The organism is Streptomyces sp. DT190 (assembly GCF_049846985.1).
Taxonomy (GTDB): Bacteria; Actinomycetota; Actinomycetes; order Streptomycetales; family Streptomycetaceae; genus Streptomyces.
This window is the reverse complement of the sequence record NZ_JBNCNM010000011.1, coordinates 125292-149811: the sequence shown is the minus strand read 5'-3', so window position 1 is coordinate 149811 and position 24520 is coordinate 125292. Positions and strand designations below refer to the sequence as shown.

Genomic DNA, 24520 nt, shown 5'->3' with positions numbered 1-24520 from the left:
GGACCGGCAGGGGAGCAAGCTCCGGCCGCGCGCGACGGTCCGTGGCGGGCGCCACGCTGCTGGGCCGGCAGGCCGAGACCGCCCAGGTCCTCGACCTCGTGGACGGGGAACGCGGCGGTCAGCGGTCCCTGCTCCTGCTCGGCGACGCCGGCACGGGCAAGTCGAGGCTGCTGGCGGCCGCCGCCGAGCACGCCCGGGAGGGCGGCACGCTCGTCCTGGCGTCCCAGGGCATCGAGGCCGAGTCGCGCCATTCCTTCGCGTCCCTGCACCAGTTGCTGCTCCCCGTCCTCCCCGAGGCCGCCGCGCTGCCCGGCCATCTGCGCACGGCGCTGGAGACCGCGTTCGGCATCGCCGTCGACGAGGGGCCGCCCGACTCCATGCTGCTGCGCACGGCCGTCCTGACGCTGCTGGGCGCCGTCTCGGGCCGCCAGCGCGTCCTGGTGACCTGCGACGACGTCCAGCACATGGACCGGGACTCCCTCGACGTGCTCGGCTTCGTGATGCGCCGCATCACGGCACAGGACGTGCCGGTCCTGCTGACCGCACGCGGGCACACGGCCCCCGCCGGACTCCCGGCCGACCTGCCCGCCGTCCTGCTGGGACCTCTGACCGAACAGGCCGCCGCCGAGCTGCTGGACGCGCAGCCGCAGGCGCCCACCGGCCGGACCCGGATCGAACTGCTGCGGCAGGCCGGTGGGAATCCGCTGGCCATCATCGAACTGTGCCGCGCCGCCGGGACCGGCGGCGCGGGTGTCCTGCCCGGCGGCGGCCTGCCGCGCACCGAACGCATCCAGGAGCTGTACGCCGCCCGCCTGCGCGCCCTGCCGGAGACGACCCAGCGGCTGATCCTGTACGCCGCGGCGTCCCAGGGCGAGGACCTCGCCACCGTCATGACCGCCGCGGGTGCGCGGTCCGATCTGTCGGCGTGGGCCCCGGCCGAGGAGATCGGCCTCGTGGCCGTCATGGACGGGCAGGTCCACTTCCGGCATCCACTGGCCCGTACCGGCGCCTACCACGCGGCGCCCGCCCATGTGCGGCAGCGTGCGCACCGGGACCTGGCGGCCGCCCTCACCGCCGACCCGGCCCGCCGCGCCTGGCACCTGGCGGCAGCCTGCGTCGGCCAGGACGAATCCGTGGCGGAGGCCCTGGAGGACACCGCCGAGCTCGCCGAGCGGCGCGGCGGCTTCTACGCGGCGGGCCAGGCGCTGCAACGCGCCGCCGAGTGCAGCCCGGCCACGGCCGACCGGGCACGCCGGTACACCAAGGCCCTGCGGGCGGCCCAGAACGTCGGCGACCCGCTGTGGGTGTCCGAACTGTACGAGCAGGTCACCGCGCTCACCGAGGACCGGGATCTGCTGGGCATGGCGGCCTGCGGGGCAGGTATGGGCCTGTCCCTGTGCGGGCGGCAGCGGCAGGCGTTCCGGGTGGTGATGAGCGCGCTGGAGCCGGCCCCGCCCGGCAACGGCATGACCGTGATCGCCCTCACCAGCATCCTCGCCGCCATCGGCTACCAGTCGGGCCTGGCCGAGGTCAGGGACCCGGTGACGGCCGTGCTGGAGGGGGCGCGGACCGGCGGCCGGGAGACGCCCTACGCGGAACTGGCGACGAGCGACAGCTCCGACGCCGTACGGGCCGCTTCCCTGGCCGGCGCCGACCCCGCCCGGGCCGCCGAGCTGCTGCGGCGCATCCGGCCGGAGACGGCGGTGCGGGAACCGGCGGCCCACGTCGCCGAGATGACGCGGCTGCTGGGCCTGGGCGGACTCGCCTGGTACGCCGACGAGTCCGACCTGAGCATCGAGGCACACCGCCAGGGATACGCCATGCTCAGCGCCTTCGGCGCCATGGGCTCGGCCGCGCCCTCCCTCGCGGCGACGGGCGCGGCCCTGATCGACACCGGCCGCTGGACGGAGGCCGACGAGCACCTGGACCGGTCCGCCGCACTGGCTGCCGTGCACAAGTGGGCCCATCTGCAGAGCGACGTCGAAGCCCTGCGGGCGACCCTGCGCGCGCTGCGCGGCGAGAGCGCCGCCGGTCCGGCCGACTCCGCCTGGACGGCGGTCGGCCTGGAGGAGAACCGCGCCACCCACGCCCGCCTCCTGCGCGCCGCGGGTACGGCCGCCGCCGCGGCCGGCGACTTCGACGGTGCCTTCCGGCACTTCCGGTCCCTGTTCGCCGAGGACGGCACCCCTGTGCACTACTTCCTGTCCCCCCGGTCGATCGCGGATCTCGCCGCGGCCGCCCAGCGGACGGGCCGGGAGCGGGAGGCCGCGCCCGTCGTGGAGGCCACGCGCACCGCGGTGGGGCCGCAGCCGACGACGCGGATGACGCTGCTGCTGCACCACGCCGCCGCGTTGACCGGTGCCCCCAAGGACGCCGAGCACCACTTCCGGCTGGCCACCGTGAACCCGGTGGGCGACCAGTGGCCGCTGGCGCGGGCGCAGGCCAGGCTGCACTACGCGCAGTGGCTGCGCAGACGACGGCGCCCCCTGGACGCCCGTCCGCTCCTGGTCACGGCGCTGGAGTCGCTCACCCGGCTCGGCGCGACGGGCCTGGCCGACGAGGCCCGGGTGGAACTGCGGGCCAGCGGCATGGCCACCGGCACCGCCCCCGCCGAGGCCGACCCGCTGGCCGGACTGACCGCGCAGCAGCGGGAGATCGTCCGGCTCGCCGCGAAAGGGCTGCGCAACCGCGAGATCGCCGAGCAGCTGCTGCTGTCTCCCCGCACGGTCAGCTCCCACCTCTACAACGTGTATCCGAAGCTGGGCGTCAGCAGCCGCAACCAGCTCCGAGCCCTCCTCGAGGACCTGTGAGACCGCCGCGAGGAGCAGTAGGGTGGCCGCACTTCCGCGGCGTGGCCCCCCACCTCGCGGCCTCGCACGACGAGGCGCCGCACGCCGTGAGCCACCCGTGTGCGGCCGTGGAGCCACCACCCGTGACCGTGCAGGGAGCCGCGTGAACCCCGAACCCCCCGCCGACGACGGCGGGTGCGAGCCCCCGGCCGTCGTCCTCGACCCCCTCGTCCAGCGACTCGTCGACGCCTCGGCCGCACCCCCGTACCTGCACCAGATCGGCCCCGCCGACGGGCGCCAGGCACTACTGGAGATGCAGGGCCACGCCCTCGACGACTTCGCCGTGGACGCCGAGTTCAGCGTGGCACCCGTCGGCCCCTCCGGGCTCGTCGGCTTCTGGCTGTTCCGGCCCGCGCGGCCCCCCGGGCCCCTGCCCGTGGTCGTCTACCTCCACGGCGGCCGCTGGATGCTCGGCGACGCCCGGACCCACGCGCGGATGATCAGCGAGCTGGCGGCCCTCAGCGGCGCCGCCTTCGTGGTGCCCGAGTACACCCGCACGCCGGAGGCCCGCTACCCGGTCGCGCTGGAGGAGTCCTACGCCGTGCTGACCTGGCTGGCCGGGCAGGCGGCCGAACTGGACCTGGACGAGCGCAGGATCGCGGTGGCCGGCGACTGCGCCGGGGCGACCATCGCCACGAGCCTCACCATGCTGGCCAAACAGCGCGGCGGCCCCCGCATCCGCGCGCAGCTGCTCTACTACCCGCTGACCGACCCGGAGTGCGACACCGGGTCGGCGGACCGGTTCGCGCACGGCTACCTGCTGACGCGGGCGGCCGTCGAGTGGTACTGGCGGCAGTACGCCGACGACGAGCGGGAGCTGGCCGAGCCCACGGCAGCGCCGCTGCGGGCCACCCCCGAGGATCTCGCCGGGCTGCCTCCCGCGCTCATCGTGTCGGCGGAGGCGGACGTCGTACGGGACGAGGGCGAGCAGTACGCGCGACGGCTGCGCCAGGCGGGTGTGCCGGTGACCGCCGTGCGCTACCTGGGCACGGTGCACGACTTCGTCTCCCTGAACCCGCTGCGCGACAGCCCGCCCACGCGGGCCGCGATCAGGCAGGGCGGCCACTTCCTCGCGGACGCCCTGGCCGGCGGCCCCGGGAAACGACCGTCAACATACTGATGCCCGCGCGCGCGGAGCTTGCCAGTCTGAAGGCGTTCCGCTGTCGTCCGTGCCGCCGTGGAGAAGCCCCTATGACCAGCTCGACCCTGTCGTCGTCCGGGTGCGTCACGCTCGTTCCGGCCGTGCCGGACGAGGGGGAGGGCGGGGACGACGGATTCCTCTACCTCGGCGTGATCGACAGCCCTTCGGCGGCGATCACCCCGGACGGGATCAAGGTCGTCCTGCAGCCGCAGGACCTCGTCCTGTGCGATCCGGCCCGGCGCGACGTCCCGCGGTTCGACGACGACTGCCGGATGACGGTCTTCCGCATAGCCCGCCGCCCTCTCGGAGTGTCCGCGTCGGACCTGGACCGTGTCGTCGGGGCGATCGTGCCGGGCCGCGGGCACCCGGGCGCGCTGGTGTCGGACTGCCTCTCGGTGCTCGCCACCGAGGCCGGCTCCCCGAGGCCGGTGATCGGTGACCGGCTCGCCCGCGGCGCCGTGGACCTCGTGGCCGTCCTCGTCATGGAACTCCTGGAGGCGGAATCGGCACGGGAGGTGCCCCACGCGGAAGGAGCCGGCCGCGAGATGCTGTCCCGGATCCGGGCCCACATCGACCGGCGGCTGAGGGAGCCGGACCTGTCGCCCGGCTCGATCGCACGCGCCCACCACATCTCGGTGCGCTACCTGCACAAGCTCTTCCAGAGCGACGGCACCACCGTCGGCCAGTGGGTACGGCAGCGCAGACTCGACTCGTGCAGACGGGAGTTGAGCCGGGCCCGGAGCCGCGGTGTCACCGTGGCCGCCGTCGCCAACCGCTGGGGCTTCAGCAGCCCGGCCCACTTCAGCCGCACGTTCCGGGAGGCGTACGGCATGACCCCCAGCCAGTGGCAGGCACTGGCGGCCTCGGGCGCCGGCGCGCCGGCCGCCGGCTGACCGCCGTCCTCAGGTGGCGCCGGCCTGCTGGATGCTGTCGCCCCGGTTGTTGAGCGCGAGGGACGTGCCGATGCGGCGGAAGTCGTTGATCACCCCGAAGAGGCTCTTGTTCGTCGGCAGGAGGTTGCGCAGCACGGGCTCGTCCTCCAGCCGGGCGCGCAGCAGGTCCTTGTAGGCGTTGAAGACCCTGGCGGTGTTGCCGGGTTCCTTGGCCGCGTTCATCCGGTAGTCGTTGGTGATCGCGATGGACGCCAGGTCCATGAGGTAGCAGTCGAACAGGTCGGTGACGTCCGAGGCCTTCGCGCCCTCTTCCCCCGCCTGCGCCTGCCGGGCGAGCATCCGGGCCGTCTCCACGACGATCTCGCGGTAGATGCGGTGCCGCGTGCTGCTGGGGAAGGCCGCCATGATGTGGTCGGCCTGCCCGGCGCCCCGCGTGCTCATGGTCCGCGGGACGGCCAGATCTCCCAGTCCCGGCACCGGCAGCGGGATGTCCTGGAACATGGACTCCTCGTCGGGGATCCCCGTGTCGCGGGAGGCGAGGGGGTGCAGGCCGATCTCGTGGGCGAGCATGCCCATGATGTAGCCGGTGTCGTACTTCTCGAAGTAGTAGCTGGCGAGGTTGATGTCGACGCCGTCGGTGCCGCGGTCGATGACGTCCGCCGGGGTCTCGGTGGTGCGCACGTGCAGGGTGATCCGGACCGTCCGGTTGCCGACGTAGTCCCGGATCGTCGGGTGGTCCCCGAGCAGTTCGATGATCCGGACCGCCTTGTCGCGGTATCTCACGTCCGTGTGCTTGAGGTTGGTGAACTCGAAGTTGCCCGACTTGAACGGGACGGGGACCGGTGCCGGCGAAGGAGCGGCGGGGGCGTTGTGCCCGTCGCCCGTCTCCGACGGCATCCGGGCGGGCACCTCGGCGGTGTCGGTGACGTCCGGTCGCGGGGCGGGGAGCGAGACCGGGTCGATCCAGACGGATGCGCGGGGGGCGGGAGTGGTGGCCAGGCGTGCCGCGTCCCAGCTCGGCTCGGACGGGCGGCTCGGCGCGGGGTCGAGGTCGCCGATGAGGGCGTCCAGGAGACGCAGGTGCCGGTCGCGGAGGCCCGCGGTGGGCAGTGAGGTGTCCTCGGGGTCTTCGTCGAGGGCGCCGAGGAGGCTGCCGGGGATGTGGGGGCGGTGCGGGGCGTCGGCGTCGCGGTACTCGTCGCGCAGGCCGAGCTGGTGGGTGAGTTCGTGGGTCAGTTGGGCGGGGGTGGCGTCGGTCCACCAGGTGTTCTGGTCCATGGGCCGGTCCCGGCCGGTGAGGTCCACGGTCAGGTGCGGCGGCGCGGCGTCCGGGTCGGAGGGGTCGACGTGCTCGACGGTCACGTGCAGCCGGTCCCCGTTGGGCAGCCGGTAGGCGGGGTCGTTGAGGAGTTCGTCCACGCCCGCGCGCAGCCGGTCGAACACGGGGGACTGCTCGTCGTGCGGGCCGCGCAGGGCGACGCGGACGGTGAGGTCGGTGACGGGCTCGCCGTCATGGGTGAAGCGCCGGGCGTCGAAGCCCGAACGCACCACGAACCGGGGGCGGTCGTCACGCCGACCGGCCGGCCGTCCGGCGGTCGGCTGCGGCTGTCCGGAGCTGTCCTGGTCCGGCTGCTGGGGGAGCCGCGGGCGGGCCTCGATCGGGCCGAGGGGCCGCTGGATGCTGTCGCCGCGGTTGTTGGCCGCGATGCTGGTGGCGAGCTGGGCGAAGTCCCGGATGACGCCGAACCGGCCCTTGTCGGAGGGCAGCAGGGGGCGGACGGGGCTGTCCTCGGCGAGGCGTTCGGCGAACTGCGCCTTGTAGGCGTTGTAGACCTTGGCGGTGTTGCCGGGTTCCTTGGCCGCGTTCACCCGGTAGTCGCTGGTGATCGCGATGGAGGCCAGGTCCATCAGATAGGTGTCGATCAGGTCGGTGACGTCCTTCGGCTTGGCTCCCTCCACACCGGCTCGCGCGGCCTGTGCCAGCAGTTCGGCCATCTGCAGCACGATGTCGCGGTAGACGCGGTGCCGGATGGTGGGCGGGTGCGCCGCCATGACGTGGTCGGTTTGGCCCGCCCGGTCGGTGTCCATGGTGCGCGGCGGGTCGAGGTCGGTCAGGCCCGGCACCAGCAGGGGCCTGCCCTGGTACGCCTCTTCCTGTTCGGCGATCTCCGGATTGCGGGAGGCGAGGGGGTGCAGGCCGATCTCGTGGGCGAGCATGCCCATGATGTAGCCGATGTCGTACTTCTCGAAGTAGTAGCTGGCGAGGTTGATCTGCACGCCGTCGGGGCCCAGGTCGCGCACGTCCGCCGGTGTCTCGGTGGTGCGCACGTGCAGGGTGATCCGGACCGTCCGGTTGCCGACGTAGTCCCGGATCGTCGGGTGGTCCCCGAGCAGTTCGATGATGCGGACCGCCTTGTCGCGGTACCTCTCGTTCGTGTGCTTGAGGTTGGTGAACTCGAAGTTCCCCGAACGGAAGGGCGTCAGCGTCGGCTCCGGAGCGGCGGGCGCCGGATCCGCGCTGCCGGGCATGTGGGCGGGCACCTCGGTGCCCATCGTGCCGTCGGAGCCGTCGCCGGCTCCGGGCAGGGAGACGGGGTCCACCCAGACGGAGCTGCGCGGGACCGGCGTGGTGCCGGTGCGTGTCTCCTCCCAGGTCCGATCGGTGTCCTCGTCACCGGGTCGAGGCCGCGGTGGCACCTCCCCGATCAGAGCCGCCAGCAGGGCCAGGTGCCGGCCGCGCAGACCGGACGCGGCGAGTGAGGTGTCCTCGGGGTCTTCGTCGAGGGCGCCGAGGAGGCTGCCGGGGATGTGGGGGCGGTGCGGGGCGTCGGCGTCGCGGTACTCGTCGCGCAGGCCGAGCTGGTGGGTGAGTTCGTGGGTCAGTTGGGCGGGGGTGGCGTCGGTCCACCAGGTGTTCTGGTCCATGGGCCGGTCCCGGCCGGTGAGGTCCACGGTCAGGTGCGGCGGCGCGGCGTCCGGGTCGGAGGGGTCGACGTGTTCGACGGTCACGTGCAGCCGGTCTCCACCGGGGAGCAGGTGACCGGGAGCGTTGAGGAGCTCGTCCACGCCCGCGCGCAGCCGGTCGAACACGGGGGACTGCACGTCGTGCGGGCCGCGCAGGGCGACGCGGACGGTGAGGTCGGTGACGGGCTCGCCGTCGTAGGTGAAGCGCCGGGCGTCGAAGCCCGAGCGGACGACGAACCGGGGACGGTGGTCGCGTGGCCCCCGCGGCCGTGGCGCACCGGAGGCGGGGTGTGACGGCGCCGGGTCGCCGTCGGTGCCGGAGAGCCGCGGCCGGGACTCGTCCGCCGGCCGGCCGCTCGCCCCCGGTGCGGGGGCCTGGATGCTGTCGCCCTGGTTGTTGAAGGCGAAGCTGGCGCCGAGACCGACGAAGTTGTTGGTGACGTTGTACCAGCTCTTGTCCGGCGGCAGCAGCGGGCGTACCGGGCTGTCGGCGGACAGCCGCGCGGCGAACTGCTCCTTGTAGGCGTTGTAGACCTTCGCCGTGTAACGGGGCTCCCAGGCCGCGTCCCTGCGCCGGTCGTTGGTGACGGCGATCGTGGCCAGGTCCATGAGGTAGGTGTCGATGAGGTCCGTGACGTCCCTGGCCTTGGCACCTTCCTCGCCCGTGCGCGCTTCTTCCGCCAGGACGGCGGCCATCTCCAGGATGATGTCGCGGTAGATGCCGTGGCGCAGGGTGTGGGGGAAGGCGGCCATGATGTGGTCTTCCTGGCCGGCGCCCTCGGTGTTCATGAAGCGGGGGGTCTTGAGGGTTTCCAGGCCGGGGACCAGCAGGGGCATGCCGCGGTACAACTCTTCTTCCTCGGGGATCTTGCTGTTGCGGGAGGCGAGGGGGTGCAGGCCGATCTCATGGGCGAGCATGCCCATGATGTAGCCGGTGTCGTACTTCTCGAAGTAGTAGCTGGCGAGGTTGATGTCGACGCCGTCGGCGCCGCGGTCGATGACGTCCGCCGGGGTCTCGGTGGTGCGCACGTGCAGGGTGATCCGGACGGGACGGTCGTCGACGTACGCGCGGATCGTGTCGTGCTTGCGGAGCAGCTCGATGATGCGGATCGCCTTGTCGCGGTACCTCTCGTTCGTGTGCTTGAGGTTGGTGAACTGGAAGTTCCCCGACTTGAAGGGGACGAGGAGGACCTGTTCCGGCGCCGCGGGCGAGGATTCCGGGTCCTGCGGCATGCGGGGCGGGACGCCGCCGGCCGGTGTGCCGTCGGTGCCTGCCTGGGGAAGCCGGGGACGTGCCTCGCCGGTGGTCGGGGCCGTCGGAGTCGCGGCGGCGGGCTGCTGGATGCTGTCGCCCCGGTTGTTGGTGCCGACGCTGGTGGCGAGTTGGGCGAAGTCGCCCAGCACACCGAACCGGCCCTTGTCGGCGGGCAGCAGGGAACGGACGGGGCTGTCCTCGGCCAGCCGCTCGGCGAACTGCGCCTTGTAGGCGTTGTAGACCCGGGCCGTGTAGCCGGGGTCGAGGATCGCCTTGGCCCGGTGGTCGTTCGTCACCGCGATGGAGGCCAGGTCCATCAGGTAGGTGTCGATCAGATCGGTGACGTCCCGGGTCTTGGCCCCGGGCACGCCCACCCGGGCGCGCCGCTCCAGGACGGCGGCCATCTCCAGGACGATGTCGCGGTAGATGCCGTGGCGCAGGGTGTGGGGGAAGGCGGCCATGATGTGGTCTCCCTGGCCGGCGCCCTCGGTGTTCATGAAGCGGGGGGTCTTGAGGGTTTCCAGGCCGGGGACCAGCAGGGGCATGCCCCGGTACAGCTCCTCCTCCTCGGGGATCCTGGTGTTGCGGGAGGCGAGGGGGTGCAGGCCGATCTCGTGGGCGAGCATGCCCATGATGTAGCCGGTGTCGTACTTCTCGAAGTAGTAGCTGGCGAGGTTGATGTCGACGCCGTCGGTGCCGCGGTCGATGACGTCCGCCGGGGTCTCGGTGGTGCGCAGGTGCAGGGTGATCCGGACGGTGCGGTCGCCGATGTAGTTCTTGATGGTGGCGTGTTCGTCGAGCAGTTCGATGATGCGGACGGCCTTGTCGAGGTAGGCGTCCGTCTGGTTGAGGTTGGTGAACTCGAAGCTGCCCAGCTTGAAGGGACGCGGAGCCGTGGACGCCGTGTCCGTGTCCTGCGGCATGTGGGCCGGGACGCCGCCGCTCGTGGTGCCGTCGGCGGTCCGGGGCAGCGACACCGGGTCGACCCACACGGACTCGCGGGGCTCGCGAGCGGCGGCGCTCCGGGCCGCCGCCCAGCTCGGGTCGGACGACTCGCCCTGCGGCGCGGGCGTCCGGTCCACCTCGCCGATGAGGGCTCCGAGCAGGGCCAGGTGCCGGTCGCGCAGTCCGGCGGGAGCGAGCGAGGAGTCCTCGGGCGCCTCGTCGAGACCGCCGAGCAGGCTGCCGAGGACGTGGGGGCGGTGCGGGGCGTCGGCGTCGCGGTACTCGTCGCGCAGGCCGAGCTGGTGGGTGAGCTCGTGCACCAGTTGGACCGGCGCGGCGTCGGCCCACCAGGTCACCTGGTCCATCGCCCGGTCCCGGCCGGCCAGGTCCACGGTCAGGTGCGGCGGTTCGGCGTCCGGGTCGGTGGGGTCGACGTGTTCGACCGTGACGTGCAGCCGGTCGCCGTTGGGCAGCCGATAGGCCGGGTCGTTGAGGAACTCCCGCACGCCGCCCTGGAGTTGCCCGAAGACGTGGGCGGCTTGCTCGTCCGTACCACGCAGCGCGACGCGCACGGTGAGGTCGGTGACCGGCTCACCGGCGTAGGTGAAGCGCCGGGCGTCGAAGCCCGATCGGACGACGAACCGGGGACGGTGGTCGCGAGATCCCCGTGACGGCGCAGCGGAGGGCGACGGGAGCGGTGCCGTGCCGCTGTCGTTCCCGGGCAGCCGTGGGCGTGCCTCGCCCGTCCCGGGGGGCCGCTGGATGCTGTCACCGCGGTTGTTGGTCGCGATGCTCGTCGCGAGCTGGGTGAAGTTCCGTGCGACACCGAACAGGGTCTTGTTCGACGGCAGGAGACTGCGCAGCGCCGTGTTGTCGCCCAACTGGGCGCGCAGCTCCTCCTTGTAGGCGTTGTAGACCCGTGCCGTGTAGTTCGGCTCCTTGACCGCGTTGAGCCGGTAGTCGCTGGTGACCGCGATCGAGGCGAGGTCCATCAGATACGTGTCGAACAGGTCGGTCACGTCCTGGGACTTGGCGCCGGGCACGCCCACCCGGGCGCGCTGCGCGAGCACCTGGGCCATCTCGATGACGATGTCGCGGTAGAGGCGGTGCCGGATGGTGGCCGGATAGGCGGCCATGACGTGGTCGGCCTGCCCCGCCCGGTCGGTGCTCATGGTGCGCGGCGGATCGAGGTCGGTCAGGCCCGGCACGGTCAGGGGCATGCCCTGGTAGGCCTCTTCCTGCTCCGCGATCTCCGGGTTGCGGGAGGCGAGGGGGTGCAGGCCGATCTCGTGGGCGAGCATGCCCATGATGTAGCCGGTGTCGTACTTCTCGAAGTAGTAGCTGGCGAGGTTGATGTCGACGCCGTCGGTGCCGCGGTCGATGACGTCCGCCGGTGTCTCGGTGGTGCGCAGGTGCAGGGTGATCCGGACGGTGCGGTCGCCGATGTAGTTCTTGATGGTGGTGTGTTCGTCGAGCAGTTCGATGATGCGGACGGCCTTGTCGAGGTAGGCGTCCGTCTGGTTGAGGTTGGTGAACTCGAAGCTGCCCAGCTTGAAGGGACGCAGGGCCGGCTCCGAGGAGGTGGACGGCATGTCCGTACCGGTGCCGGACAGCGTGCTCAGCTCGTACGCCTCCTCTCCGTCCTGTTCCAGCAGGGGCGCGAGGCCGGTCGTCCCGAGGCCGGTCGTCTCCGTGGGAGGTGCCTCCCGTACCCGGACCGGCTCGGGCGCCGGGGTGCGGGACAGCAGCGGGACGACGTCACGGCCACGGCGTCGCAGCCGCAGGTGAGGGCTGTCCGCGGAGGGGCCGGCGTAGGTGTGGGCGGTGCCGTTCTCCTCGATCAGGGTGACGGTCGTGCCGGTCGCGGCGGCGGCCCACTCGGCCACCGCGCGGTCGGCCTCGGGACCCCACGGGGCCATGGACAGATGGCGGCGCAGATGTCCTTCGAGGGCCTCGGTACTCGGCGCGGGCGCGCCCGGGCGGAGCCGCAGTGGCGGCGGTGCGAACAGCGCGTCGCGCTCGGCCGCTGGGCCGGGAGGGCCGTTCAGCCGCATCAGCTGGGAGGGCGTCGCCCCGGCACGGGTACGCAGGCGTGCCGCCTCGCGGGAGGGCAGGCCGGGCCGGGCGGCCGCCTCACGCAGGGCCGTGGACAGAGCGCCGAAGAAGCCGTTGCCGCGGCCGGTGGGCGTGCCCTGGGTGTAGGTGGCGCCGTCGGGTGCGGTGAGCACCCCGTCCCGGTCGAGGCGGTAGCGCGGGCCGGAGGGCGCCGCGGGCGGCGACCAGGGCGGCGTGGCGTGACTGCGGTGGGGCAGGGGCTTGCCGGGCGTGCCGCGGGTGGGGTCCGCGGCCGTCGTGCCCGTGCCCGCGGCGTCCGTGGACACGATGGAGCCGGCGGGAGCGGGCAGCGCGGTGGCGACCGGGGGCGGGGTGCCGGGCGGGAGCGCGGCGTGGAAGAAGCCCCCGGCGGCGAAGAGGACCGGGTCGGTGGCCGGCCGCACACCGGCCGGGTCGGCACCGTGCGGAAGGAACAGCTGACTGCGGCCCTCGCCGGTGACCACGGTGAGCGGCGTGCCCAGGACCCGGGCGGCCAGGGCGGGCAGCAGATCGGCGCCGCCGTGGTCACCCGCGCGACGCTCCGGCGGGGCCTGCTCGTCGTCCGGGTCCGCTGCCGCGTCCGGGCGGGGCTCGCTCGCGAACGGACGGGACAGGGCGGTGACTGCCAGGGCCACCCGCTGGCCGGGAGTGGGCCAGAAGGTCTGCGGGAGGCGCCCGAAGGCGTCGAACTCGGCCTGCTGGGCCGCTGCGAACTCGACCCCGGCGGCGTCGAGTTCGTCCTGGGTGAAGGTGTCGGCCGCGTCCAGGGCGAGTGCGTCGAGCAGGTCCTCGTTGCCGTCCTCGCCCAGTTCCCAGGCGAGACGGTCGCGTGCGGCGCCGACGGCCTCCGCGGTGACCTCGGGGTCACCGGGGGCGGCGGCGAACCGGTCCGCGAGGTCGGTGCCCAGCAGATGGGGCAGCCGGCCCCGGTCCTGGGCGACGGCGAGCAGCGCGTGGAAGAACGAGGCGCCGTCGTGCGGCACGTCGTGCACCTCGCGCACCGTGGCGCCGTCCGGCGAGGTGAGGGTGCGGGGACCGGAACCGGCGGCGTCGGTGATGGCGTACGGCTCGGGGGCCTCGGAGCGCCACGCCGGCTCGGTGTACTCCTGCGGCTTCTCCGGCGCCGGGACCGCGGACGGGTCGCGGTGGTGGGCGGTGAGGCGGGTGGCGGCCAGGTGCAGACGGTGGTGCTCCGCGGCGGCGGCGTCGGTGCGCTGCTCCCAGAGGCGGACCTCCGCGCGGGCCGCCTGCCAGGCGTCGACGGCCGGTGACCGCTGTGCGGAGTCCGGGGCGAGGGGCTCGGAGGTGTCGTCGCCGAGGGCGGCCTGCTCCTGCGCAGTCAGGTCGAGCCAGGTGTCGCGGGCCCGGGCGCGGGCGTCGTAGTAGCGCTGCTCGGCCGTGGCCAGGTCCGCGGTCGCCTTCGCCAGGTCGTCCCAGGCCGAGCCGACCGCGTCGGGGAAGGAGGTGTCGTCGAGGAGGCCGTAGTCACGGGCGATGTCCTCGCGCAGCCAGACCAGGGCCGTCGTCCGGGCCTCCGCGGCACGCGGTCCGCGCTTGGCCTTGCCCAGGGCGTGCAGCGGGCGGCTGTCGGTGATCTGGTGGTGCGCCTCGGTGACCGACAGCCAGCTCACCGGCAGCGCGAAGAGCATGCTGCGGTCGGTGACGACCTTCACGTGGGTGCCCAGCGTGGTGTCCACCGAGCCCTTGAGGGCCGTCGTGTCGTTGGCCCCGCCGATCGGGACCGTGACGCCGGGGTTGAGCACGCCCGCGTTACTGGTGCCCGCCAGCGGAGCGGTGCCCACCGCGCCCTCGACGTTGTCGGTGATGCCGGACTCCAGCGCGTCGGAGGTCTTGCGGCGCTGCATGGCCTCCATACGGGGCTTGTTCTCCACGGCGAGCAGCCGGGCGCCGCTGCGGTGCATCTTCGCGTACAGACGGGAGTCGGCGGTGTGGGACTGGCCGAAGAGGCGGGCGGAGGACTGGGTGGGCAGCGGCGAGCCGTTCGGGCCCAGCGCCTCGCGGAAGCCGGCGGTCAGACCGCCCTGCGAGGTGGCCTCCGCCTGGGCCTGGGCGGGGGCCGTGCCGAGCCCGGTGAGCGGGGTGAGACGAGCCATGCGCACCCGTTCGGCGAGGCTCGTGCCGGTGTGCCGGCGCCCCAGGTCGCCGTCGCCGAAACCGTCCGCGCGGGCGGTGGCGAGGGTGAGCGCGTCCTGCACGTTGGCCGCGCCGAGGATGTCCACGGCGAGCATCCCGGAGCCGATGCGGTCGTCGAAGGGAAGGACGTCGGAGTCGGTCGCGCCCGGGGCGGTGGTGCCCGGGGCGGTGGCCTGCCGACGGGTGCTGTCCGTGCCGTCGGTGTCGCTGGTGCCGTCGGTGTCGCCGGTGGAGGTGCGCCAGGCCGCGATGCCCTCGGGTCGGGCCTGCTCGGCGGTGAGCAGCCTGACCGCGCGCTCCGGTTCGGGCACGTCCTGCTCGGTGAGCGCGCTGTCCGCACCGTCCCCGTCGGGGGTGAGCAGCGAGGCCGGCAGCATCTCGTTCAGGGTGCCGACCGAGGCGCCGACCCGGGGGGCGAGGGGCGTGCCGGTCACGTCGGTCATGGAGACGGTCAGCACATAGCTGGTGACGATCTCGGCGTGTGCCTGCGTGGTGGCGATGTTCGGCATCGCGGTGCTGCCGGTCGTCTCCGTCCGGGTGCTCGACCGCTGCTTGGCCGCGGTGCCCTGGAGCGAGGGGTTGGCGGTGAGGACGCCGCCGCTGTCCGCGGCGCGCTGGGTGACACTGAGCGTCACGTCGGCGCCGCGGTCCTGGGAGTCGGCGACGGCGTCGTCGCGGGCGATGGTCCGGTAGTCCTCCAGCTCGAAGCCGGTGCGCAGCTTCTCCACGGTGGTGGTGACCGGCGTCAGCTTGAAGTGGAGCTGTCCGGGACTGCCGCCGACCGGCAGGTGGTGCGGGCTCGACCAGGTGCGGTAACGCACCGGCAGGGTCATCCCGTCGGTGGTCAGTTCGTGCACGTGGGCGCGGAGGAAGTCAGGTGAGAGCCGCTGCAGGACCTGCTCGCGGTCGTGCGAGGGCACACCGATCTTCTCCAGCTGCCCCATGAGCTGACTGGCGGCTCGGCTCGCGTCGAGCTGGCCGCTGGGGTGGCTGGGGAAGCGCCGGCCGCGCACGAAGCCGGGCACCCGGTAGCCGCCGCCGAGGTTGTGCGGAGTGGTGGTGCCCAGCCCGTCCGGGGCGAGCCCGGCCTCGATGGCGTCCTGCATCGGCAGGTGGAACATCACCGCGTCGCGGATGCGCTGGAGCGCGGCGGCGGCCCGGCGGGGGGCCAGGCGGCGGCCGAGGTGCTCCGAGAGGCGCCCGGCCGCGGAGCTGATCCGGGCTCCGGCACGGGTGCCCACCATGCCCATCGCGGCCGTCCACCGGTCTCGCACCGCGATGGTCTCGGCGGCGTCGGCGACCACCAGGTACATGCGCCCGGCGAAGGTGAGGGTGGTGTTGCGGCCCCGCGTGAGGGTCTGCGCGACGCTGCGGCCCCGGCCCCAGGCGTACTGCAGGGCGGTCGCGTAGGTGCCGACCACCGCGGGCTGGCCGGGGGCCTGTTGCAGTGGCATGTCGGCACCCTGGACGCCGAGGGTGGCGTGCGCGACGGTGCTCGCGCTGCCGAGGACGCGGTGCTCGTTGCCGAGGGTGGCTTCCAGGCTGGCCGGCCTCGGGTCGCTTTTGACGCGCAGGTTGTGCAGTTCGCCGCGGATCGCGGCCTTGAGGTAGTGCGCCTGGAGCGGTCCGGCCCCGGTCAGTCCCGCGATGCGCGAGCCGAACGGGCCCAGGTACTGCCCCAGTTGGCCGGCCACGCTGAGGTTCGCCATGGCCCGGCGCAGCGCGGTACGGGCCGGTGCGCCGGGCGCGCCGACGTGCCAGGACGAGCCGGTGGCCCGGTCGGCGGTGTCCTGCGCGAGCTGCTGACGCCGCAGGCCGCCCTCGGTGCTGAGCACCACGTGCGGGGCCCTCAGCAGCCGCTGGATGAGCCGCCGGTCGGCCGGGTCCACCCGGTGCAACGGACGGGTGCCGTCGAGGAGTTGCTCGGCCTCGGTGGAGGACAGCCGCTGCGAGGTGGTCGCGGGGGCCGGGGCAGGCCCGCCGGCCGGCGGGTCGGCGGGGGCGTGGCGTTCGGAGCCGTGCGCGGCGGGCACGGCCAGCTCCACCCGGCCCATGGTCTCGGTGCCCCGAGTGAACAGGGGCCGCTCCTCGACCTTGCTGACGAAGACACCGGCACCGAGCACGCCGACCGAGGCGAGCCGGGCCCAGCCCCGCGGGCGGCGGTGCCCCTCGAACGTGGCGCCCAGCTCCACCCGGTAGCTGTACAGGTCGGCGCCGTTCTGGAACGTGAGGTGGTCGTGCGTGACCGCGACCGTGTTCCTGGTCGCCTTCTGGTCGGTCTTGGCGTAGCGGGCGCCGACGGTGATGTTGCCGGTCTGGCGCGGCAGCCCGGCCTCGGGCACCTTGTCGTGGTCCCGCGGCGAGATGCCCAGCTCGACGCCGCCGGACAGCGTGGTGGACGCCTGCTGCCCCTGGCCGGAGATCTCGGTGCCGATCACGGCGTTGCGCAGGGAGCGCTCGCTCATGGTGGTCTCGAACCGCCGGTCGCTCAGACGCGCCCTGAGGATCAGGGTGTGGTGGCCGCGGTGCACCTTGCCGTCCTCGGTGAGGGTGACCGGGACGCCGGTGGTGGTCAGGTCGTCCAGGCTCTGCGCCAGGCTCGGCCGGTTGAGCGCCTCGCGCACCTGACGGTCGTTGTGCAGCGCGGTCCGCATCCGCCCGTCGCCGTACCAGAACCTGGCCAGCCGCGGGTGGCGCAGCATCAGCGGCGGGACGAACAGCGACGGGTACGAGCGGTGCAGCGTGTCCAGCACGGCGTCGGCGAAGACACGCATCGGGTCCTGCGGCACCGGCTGCCCGGCCGGGTCCTGAGCGGGTGCCGGGGCCGGCGCGGGCGCAGGCGGGGCTGCCGGGGTCGGGGGCGGCGCGGGCGAGGGTGCCGGTGCCGGTGCGTGGGCCGGGGGCGGAACCTGCGGGCGGTCCTGCCCCTGAGGCCGAGGCCGGTCCTGGTCGTCGCGCACGGGGTCGTGGTGCGGGCGCTCGGGCCGGAAGGCCTCGGCCCGGACCTGACCGCCGAGGTGGACCGGGTCCTCGCGGGTGAGGTACCACGGCACGGGCGGCTCGGCGTCCGGGTTCGGCCCGGCCTGGCCGGGCGTACGGCTGTCCCAGCCCGCGAGGCGACGGGCGTCCTGGGTGGACATCCAGTCCAGGCTGACCACCCGGACCGGACGCGCCGCCGACGCCGGCTCACCGGGCTTCCGCACCATCAGGGTGCGCTCCACCCGGTAGAGCGCCACGGGGTGGTTGCGGACGCGGCCGGTGGTCTTGCGCGCCGCGTCCGCACCGAGGTAGTGGCCGCGCCCGCTGGTGAGGTCCGCGCGGACCAGCGGACCGCCCTGGACGCGTACGTCCGTCTCCGGGCCGACGAAGGTGTGATTCGGCCCGGCGGTGACCTGGATGCCGAAGCGGGTGTCACGGACGTGTCCGCGTTCGTTCTGGTACGTGGTCTGGGTGAGGTCGCGCAGCTCGGCCTTGACCGACTCGGTGACCAGGGTGGCCTGGGTCGGCACCGACCGCTCCACGATCAGGTGCCCCAGCGGGTGCCGGCTGCCGCCCCGGGTCAGCTCGGGCCCGGTGACAGGGTTGGTCATCCGTCCGAACAGCGCGAGCAGCCGCGTCGGGCGGACGTACGACACCATGGTGCGGTGGGCCGAACTGCCGGGCCGCGCGCCGGAGACGGCGAGGGCCAGGTCCTCCGGCGGGTCGGTCAGGTGCAGGCCGGTGACGTCGGTGACCCGCGGCTCGGCACCGTCCGGGAAGGTGAGCGTCCGGGGGGCGCGCCGGGGCCCCTTGAAGGGCACGGTGAGGTCGTCCGGCAGCCGCCAGCTGAGCCCGTCGCGCAGCGCGAAGTCCGCGGTGTGCACCTGGGTGCGCCGCCAGGCCGGTTGCGCAGCGGGCGCGTCGGACCGTGTGGTGGACCGGGGAGTCCCGCCGCCAGCGGGAGCCGAGGAGGGCTTCGGCCCCTCCGTGACGCGGTCCACCCGCACCCGGTAGTACACGTCGTCCAGGTGCAGGTGCGAGCCCTCGTGGGCACGCCACTCGGACTGGCTGTACGCCTGCGTGCCCTGGGTGTAGTCGGTCCTGCGGGTCCAGCCGAGGGAGACACCGATCTTCAGCAGCCAGTTGAGCGGGGGGCCCATGCTCAGCGCACCGGCGATCCGGCGCCCGAATCCGACGCTGCGCCCCCCGCCCGTACCGGCCTGGCCGCGCCGCATGGTGTCGACGCGTACGGTGCCGCCGTCGACGTCGGAGAAGCGCTCCCAGCGGTGGTACGGGACGGCTTCAACCGTCATCTCCAGACCGACGCCGGACTTCTCCCGTCCCACGAAGCGCGCACCGCGCGGGGCGGTGAAGGCACTGGGCTGATCGGTCAGCAGGCGCAGCACCTCCGCCTCGTCGAACCGGGAGCGCAGGTGCTTGGGCAGCTTGTCGAAGATCTCGCGGGCGACCAGCTCGGGGGAGCGCAGCGTGGTGACGCCGGGGCCGTTGAAGAGCCCGGTCGGGACGTTCCGCGCGGCGCCGTCCGTGCTGTTGCCCGGGGTGCCGTCACCGGGGTCGGCGTCGGGGCTGATCAGGACCGTGGGCAGGCGGCTGCCGTCCTCGAACGTCACCGTGCGCGGCGCCGGATCCGGCGGCGGTGCGTCCTGGCCGGTCAGCAGACGGGCCGGACGGTGCCGTTCCAACTGGGTCTCCAGCGGCACGGGTTCGCCCCGGTCGCCGGTGTCGGACTCCGGGTCGGCGGCCCGGGACTCCGGGGCGGTGCTCGGTCCCTGTGTGACGGGGCCGGGCCCGGGGGGATCCTGCGCGGGAGGGTCGGGGGAGACGGGGTCCTGCGCGGTGGCCGGGTCCGGTACGGGAGTGAGCGGGGCCGGGTCCGGTGCGGGGGTGAGCGAGGTCGGGGCCGGTACGGGGGCGGGCGGGGCCGGGTCCGGGACCAGGGCGTCGTAGTGGTCGGTGCCGTTGTAGGCCAGGTGCAGGGTGCCGCCGCTGCCCCCCGGGTGCAGCGAGGTGACGAGTGAACGGCCCGGCGAGGCCGTGTCGGGCCGTACGAGCCGCAGGTCCAGGTCCAGGGTGTGGGCCAGCGCCTCCGGGAGCAGGTCGGCGAAGGGGGACGCCCACAGCCCGGGACGCTCGGCGGCCGCCGCGAGCAGGGCGCCGGAACCGAGCCGCCGCGCCTGCGCCGGGGTGGGTGCCACGTCGGCCAGCTGAGGGTAGTCGCTGTCGCGCAGGAGCTGCCGCCACCGGGCGGGATCGCCGTCGGTGACCACCGCCTGCGCGATCCGGTTCCACTCCTCGGTGATCCGGCGGCTCTCGTCGCCGTCGCGCGCTCCCGCGAGGGCGCGCACGCGCAGGTCGTCCACCACGGCGAACACCGGGTCGGGGATCGCCGTGACCGCGGCGGTGCCCAGCTCGGTACCCGCGATCCGGTCGCGCAGCAGTCCGCGCAGACCCGCGACGTTCCGGGCCGCCCAGGCGGGCGGGACCGGCCGGCCGCGGGCGCTGTCGAGCAGCGCGCGGAAGAGGCAGTTGCCACCGCCGGGGGTGTCCAGGCGCGTGAAGGCGAGTCCGTCCGCGTGCACCGTGTCCGAGGAGCCGGGTGCGGCGGCGGCCTTGCTGAGCAGGGTGAGATCCTCGGCGGGGCTCTCCGGCCGGCTCGGCGCGGGGACCAGATCGGGCCTGCGGCGGGCGAGTTCCGCGGTGTCCTCGGGGCTGAGGGACAGCTCGGAGAGCGGCAGCGGGGTGTCGGAGAGGGACCAGGTGATCTGCGCGGAGGGCGCGTAGGCCAGTCCGCGCACGTCCTCGGGGGAGACCATGGTGGTCGGCGGGAGCGCGGGGGGTGGCGGCGGCAGCAGGGTGTCGAGCGTGGCGTCGGGACCCGCGGTGGTGCGCAGCCGGGCGGCCTCGCTCAGGAAGCGCGTGTACTGCTCGGGCGTGGGATCGGCAGCCGGATCGGTCGTGCCCCCCGTGGGGTCGGCCCAGTGGGTGACCATCCGGCGCAGCAGGCCAGGGGTCATACGGCCGTCGCCGTAACGGGCCGCGGTGTCCGGGCTGAGCCAGCGCAGGTTGTCGACCAGGGCGAGCCCGGGCAGCAACTCCCGCACCTCCGGACGCTGTTCGGCATCCGGGCCGAAGGTCTCGCGCAGGGTGCGGATATGCTGGAGGGTACGCGCGCGGGTGAAGGCGTCGGCGGGTTCCGGGCCCGCGTGCAGCCCCGCGTCACGGGCCAGATCGTCGAGGTCGGCTCCGACGGGCTCCGGGGTAAACAGCCGCCAGCGGCCCGGCCCGTCCGAACCCTCGGTGAGCACCGCGCGGACTTTGCCGTCGCGGTCCAGGGCCGTGCCGACCTCGGTGGTCGGCGCGTACACCGGCCGCCCGGTGCGGTTCGCCACGTGCTGGGCCACCGGCAGGCCCGCCACCTCCGGCTGCCGTCCGGTCTCGCAGGAGAACAGCACGAGGGGCCGGTCCGGACTCCCGTCCTCGGACCAGGACTTGAGCACCTCGCCGAACTGCACCCCGCTCACCTTCACGGTGGGGTGCGCGGCGTCGTCGGTGCCGAGCGTGACGGTACGGGAGGTGCCGTGCCCGGCGAAGTAATCGGCACCCTCCTGCGTACCGGAGCCGGGCAGCGCGCTCGGCGGGCCCGTGAAGAAGGCACGGGAGACGGCCGACGTGGTGCCGGTGTCCTCGGCGGCCGGGGGAGTGGATACGGTGCGCACGCCCCGGAACGTGTCCTGCCCGAGCAGCGCGCGACGCCCCTCGCTGTGCGCCGTGCCGTCCTCGGCCGGGCTCTGCGAGATGGTCAGTGTCCGGACCGTGCGCCCGGGTTGCGGCGTCGCGGCGGTGCCGGGCATCCAGCGCCGCAGCTGCGCGAGGGGCACGGTGTGGCCGGCGAGGGTGGTGACGACGGGCCCGCCCCCGGGGCGTGCCGCGCCGTCGTCGGCGTCGGCCGTGACGCCCGCAGGCCGCACGATGATCCGTCCCGGTGCCGCAGGCGCCACGGGTGACGTCCGGGCGGCGTCGTCCGGCGTGGTCGGCGCGCTCTGCGTGCCCGGTGTGTTCGGCGTGGGCGAGAGCGGAGGCGGGGGCGGGGTGGCCCCGTCGCCGGGCCCGCGTCCGCCGCCCCGGCCCGGGCCGTCCCCGCGACCGGTGGAGCCTTCGCCGTCGCCCGACTCCAGGTGCAGTTCGGTGGCGGTCTCGGTCCACGGGCGCGACAGGGTTGCGAGCTTGGCCGCGGCGGGCACGGTGACCGTGGTGTCCGGACCCGTCCCGATGCCCTGCGTCGCAGGCGTCACCCCCGACAGCGCCTTGGTGGACGACGCGTCCACGGTCAGGGGCGCCGACTCGGTACGGACCGGCTTCTCACTCGCTGAAGGCGAAGGCGACAGCGAGGGCACGGTCGGGGTCCGGGTGCCGTCGGCGGTCGGGCCGCTCTGGGTGACCGGCCGGGGAGCCGGCCCGGCGGCGGGCGGGCCGAAGGCGTCGGCCAGCGGCAGCAGGACGTCGGACCCGGGGAAGCCGGTACCGGCGGTGCCGTCCGGTGCCGTGGCGGGCGGCAGGCCGGTGAGGGGGCGCACCTCGACGGGGTGGCCCGGCCCTTCCCGGGTCAGCTCGACGGCCGCGCGCACCGGATGCCCCGACTCGTCCACCGAGGCCGGCGGCCCGAGCACCACGGCCCGGTCGGTTCCGGCCCCGTCCAGCAGCTCGGCCGCTTCGGGGGAACCCTGGCCCGGCGGCGGCAGCTCCGAGACGACGATGGTGAGCGGGGGCGCCTCGGACGGGGCGGAGCCGACCGTGGGGACGGGACCGGCCTTCGCCTCGCTCGCGCCGTTGTCCGTCGCGCCGCTGTCCCGCACGCTCGGCGCGTCGTTGCCGCCCTGCCCAGCGGGCAGGTCCGGAGCGACCTCTCCCTGCGCCGCCTCCGGCTGCGGCCCGGCGTGCTCGCCGTCCGCCGCGAACGGCACGCCGTCCGGTGTACGGGTGCCCTGCGACGGTGCGTTGGAGGGCGCTGAAGTCGCTGAGGTCCCTCCGGTGGAGACACTCCCGGGCCTGCCGCCGGACTGGGTACCGGGGGAGGCGGACGCGGCGGAGCCACTGCTGGTGACGGGTCCGGCCGCCGCGCCCTGACCCGGAGCCGTCTCCGCGCGGTCGCCGGTGACGGCGGCGTCGTCAGTGGAGACGGCGTCGTCAGTGGACACGGCGGCGTCCGTGGACACGGCGCCATCAGCGGGGACGCCGGCCGAAGACGAGAAGTTGGCGTCAGACGAGAAGTTGGCGTCAGACGAGACCGCGGCGTCAGACGAGAGCGAGGCATCGGCCGAGAGAGGGGTGCCGGTCGGGACGGGGGCATCACTCGCGACAGGCGTGTCAGTCGGCAGCGAGATGTCGCCGGACAGCGGCGCGTCCACCGTGACCGGCACGCCGAACGAGTCGAGCGCGCGGCGGACGCCGTCGGCGTCGATCTGCGCGGCCGGGCCGCTCCCCGTGGGCACCACCCGCACCTCGGGCAACTGCGACAGATTGCCGTGCAGCGTGTCGCGGACCCCGATCTCGGTGCCGCCGGGCGCCTGGGAGCCCCGCAGACCGGCGAGGTCGCGCAGCGCCTGCTCGCGTATCTCCGGCGGGCCGTTGTGGACCTGCTGCCACAGTGCGTTCTCGGCGGCCGTCACCGGCAACGGGCCGGGGGAGTAGGCCGGGGGGTCCACGGTCGTGTACGGCGGGGGCGGGCTCTGCGTGAGGTCGGTGGACGGCGACGGGCTGCCGGCGAAGTCGCCCGAGCCGGTGGACTGCCCGGTGACGGGCGGAGGTGAGGTGAGGGCGGGGCCGTTGCCGACCGCCCCGTCGCGCGAGGGGCCCCCGGCGCTGCCGGAGTTGCCGCCGTCACCGGAACGCGGCGCGTCGGTGGAGTCGCGGTCGCCGGAACCGGTGCCGGCGCCCGACACGGTGGGCGGCTGGAGGCGCAACTTGTCGATGGCGTGCCGGAGTTCGGCGCCGCTGTTCAGCGCGATGTCCGTGAGGGTCGCTTCGACCTGGCTGCTGATACCCGCGCCGACGAAGGTCGACCAGCTCGTGGACCAGTCGCCGTCGAACGCTCCCTTGATCAGGATCTCCGCGAGGGCCTCGCCGGAGCCGGCGGCGAGGAAGTCGGCGGTTCCCTTGAGACCGTAGTGGCCGGCCAGCGCGCCCGGCCGGTCGGCGTTGTGGCGCAGGAGCTGGTTGTTGCGCCACAGGTTGGTGTTGTTCCGGAAGGAGAGCGGGTCGTTCCGGAAGGTGGTCGGGGTGTCGCGGTGCGGGGTCGGGCCGTTCGGGGAAGGGTCCGGACCGGGGCGCCCGTTCGGGCTGTTGCCGCCGTTCGGGCCCGGGCTCGGCCTGAAGTCGAGATCGGGGTTGTCGCGTATCTTCGGCGGGTTCTTGAAGTCGAGGTCGGGACCGTTCTTGAGGAAGTTGTTGTCGTAGCTCCTGACGATGTTCCTGGCGATGTCGTCGAAGACGCTGGTGAGGAAGCCCGCCGCCGCGCCGAACGCGGCGGACTTGAGAATGTCGTTCCAGTCGAAGCCGTCCGGGCGGCGGCCGTCGGGGGCGAAGTTCATCATCGCCAGCCGCACCGCGAAGGTGGTGAACGCCTCCGCGAACGCCTCCGTCAGGGACGGTGCGAGGTGGAGCCGCTGCAGCAGATGGCTGAGCGTGGTGAGGATCAGGAACCGGCTGCGCAGCTTGGCCATCATGATCTGGCTGGCCGAGGCGCCACCGGTGAAGAAGGACATCGCCAGATAGATGGCGATCTCGATGAGCAGCCGGATGACCTCGGCGATGACCTGCCACTTGGACTCCATGATGTCCATGGAGGTCTTGCGCCGGCCCTCGGCAATCTTGTCGAGCTGCTCGGCGAACTCGCGCAGGTAGTTCTTGCCGCCGTCGTCGATGAGCATGCCCATCGCCTTGGCGTACGACTTGGACAGGTCGTCCGGCATGGACTCGGCGATGTCGTGGATCGACTTCTCGATCAGCGAGGAGAGCCGGTCGAGTTTGCGGCCCAGGCCGGAGTAGGGCTTGCGGCTGTCGTAGGCTAGGTCCTCGTCCGCGTCGATGAGCTTCTCCCCGGTGAGGATGAAGATCATCGCGTTGACCTCGGGCGATGCCTGCAAGCTCATCGGAGGCCGTCCTGGGGGGTGTGCGGGCAGCGCGCGGCCGCCGCTCCCGGGGCGGTGCGGGAGCGGCGGGCGGTGGT

At 73.9% G+C, this 24520-nt stretch carries 4 protein-coding genes; 3 read left to right on the top strand and 1 reads right to left on the bottom strand.

Annotated elements, in window-relative coordinates:
- The first annotated feature begins 41 nt into the window (after positions 1 to 41).
- The 3 genes from ACPXCS_RS20695 (at position 42) to ACPXCS_RS20685 (ending at position 4883) form a co-directional block, all read left to right on the top strand.
- A complete protein-coding gene (locus tag ACPXCS_RS20695) occupies positions 42 to 2810 on the top strand; it encodes an AAA family ATPase (protein ID WP_425948092.1) in 2769 nt (922 codons plus the stop codon).
- A 142-nt stretch (positions 2811 to 2952) separates the two neighbouring features.
- Positions 2953 to 3969, top strand: a complete 1017-nt coding sequence (locus tag ACPXCS_RS20690; protein WP_425948094.1) for an alpha/beta hydrolase — start codon at positions 2953 to 2955, stop codon at positions 3967 to 3969.
- The gene (locus ACPXCS_RS20685) at positions 3969 to 4883 is read left to right on the top strand and encodes a helix-turn-helix domain-containing protein (RefSeq protein ID WP_425948095.1); all 915 of its coding nucleotides are present in this window, start codon (positions 3969 to 3971) and stop codon (positions 4881 to 4883) included. Before ACPXCS_RS20690 ends, ACPXCS_RS20685 begins: the two co-directional genes overlap by 1 nt.
- A gap of 9 nt (positions 4884 to 4892) precedes the next feature.
- Here ACPXCS_RS20685 and ACPXCS_RS20680 read toward each other — a convergent pair whose 3' ends face one another.
- Positions 4893 to 24443: a hypothetical protein gene (locus ACPXCS_RS20680; RefSeq protein ID WP_425948097.1), complete on the bottom strand. Its 19551-nt coding sequence runs from the start codon at positions 24441 to 24443 to the stop codon at positions 4893 to 4895.
- Positions 24444 to 24520 lie beyond the last annotated feature (77 nt).

Coding starts and splice junctions, on each gene's coding strand:
- ACPXCS_RS20680 (WP_425948097.1), bottom strand. CDS start 24,443: ATGAGCTTGCAGGCATCGCCCGAGGTCAACGCGATGATCTTCATCCTC.
- ACPXCS_RS20685 (WP_425948095.1), top strand. CDS start 3,969: ATGCCCGCGCGCGCGGAGCTTGCCAGTCTGAAGGCGTTCCGCTGTCGT.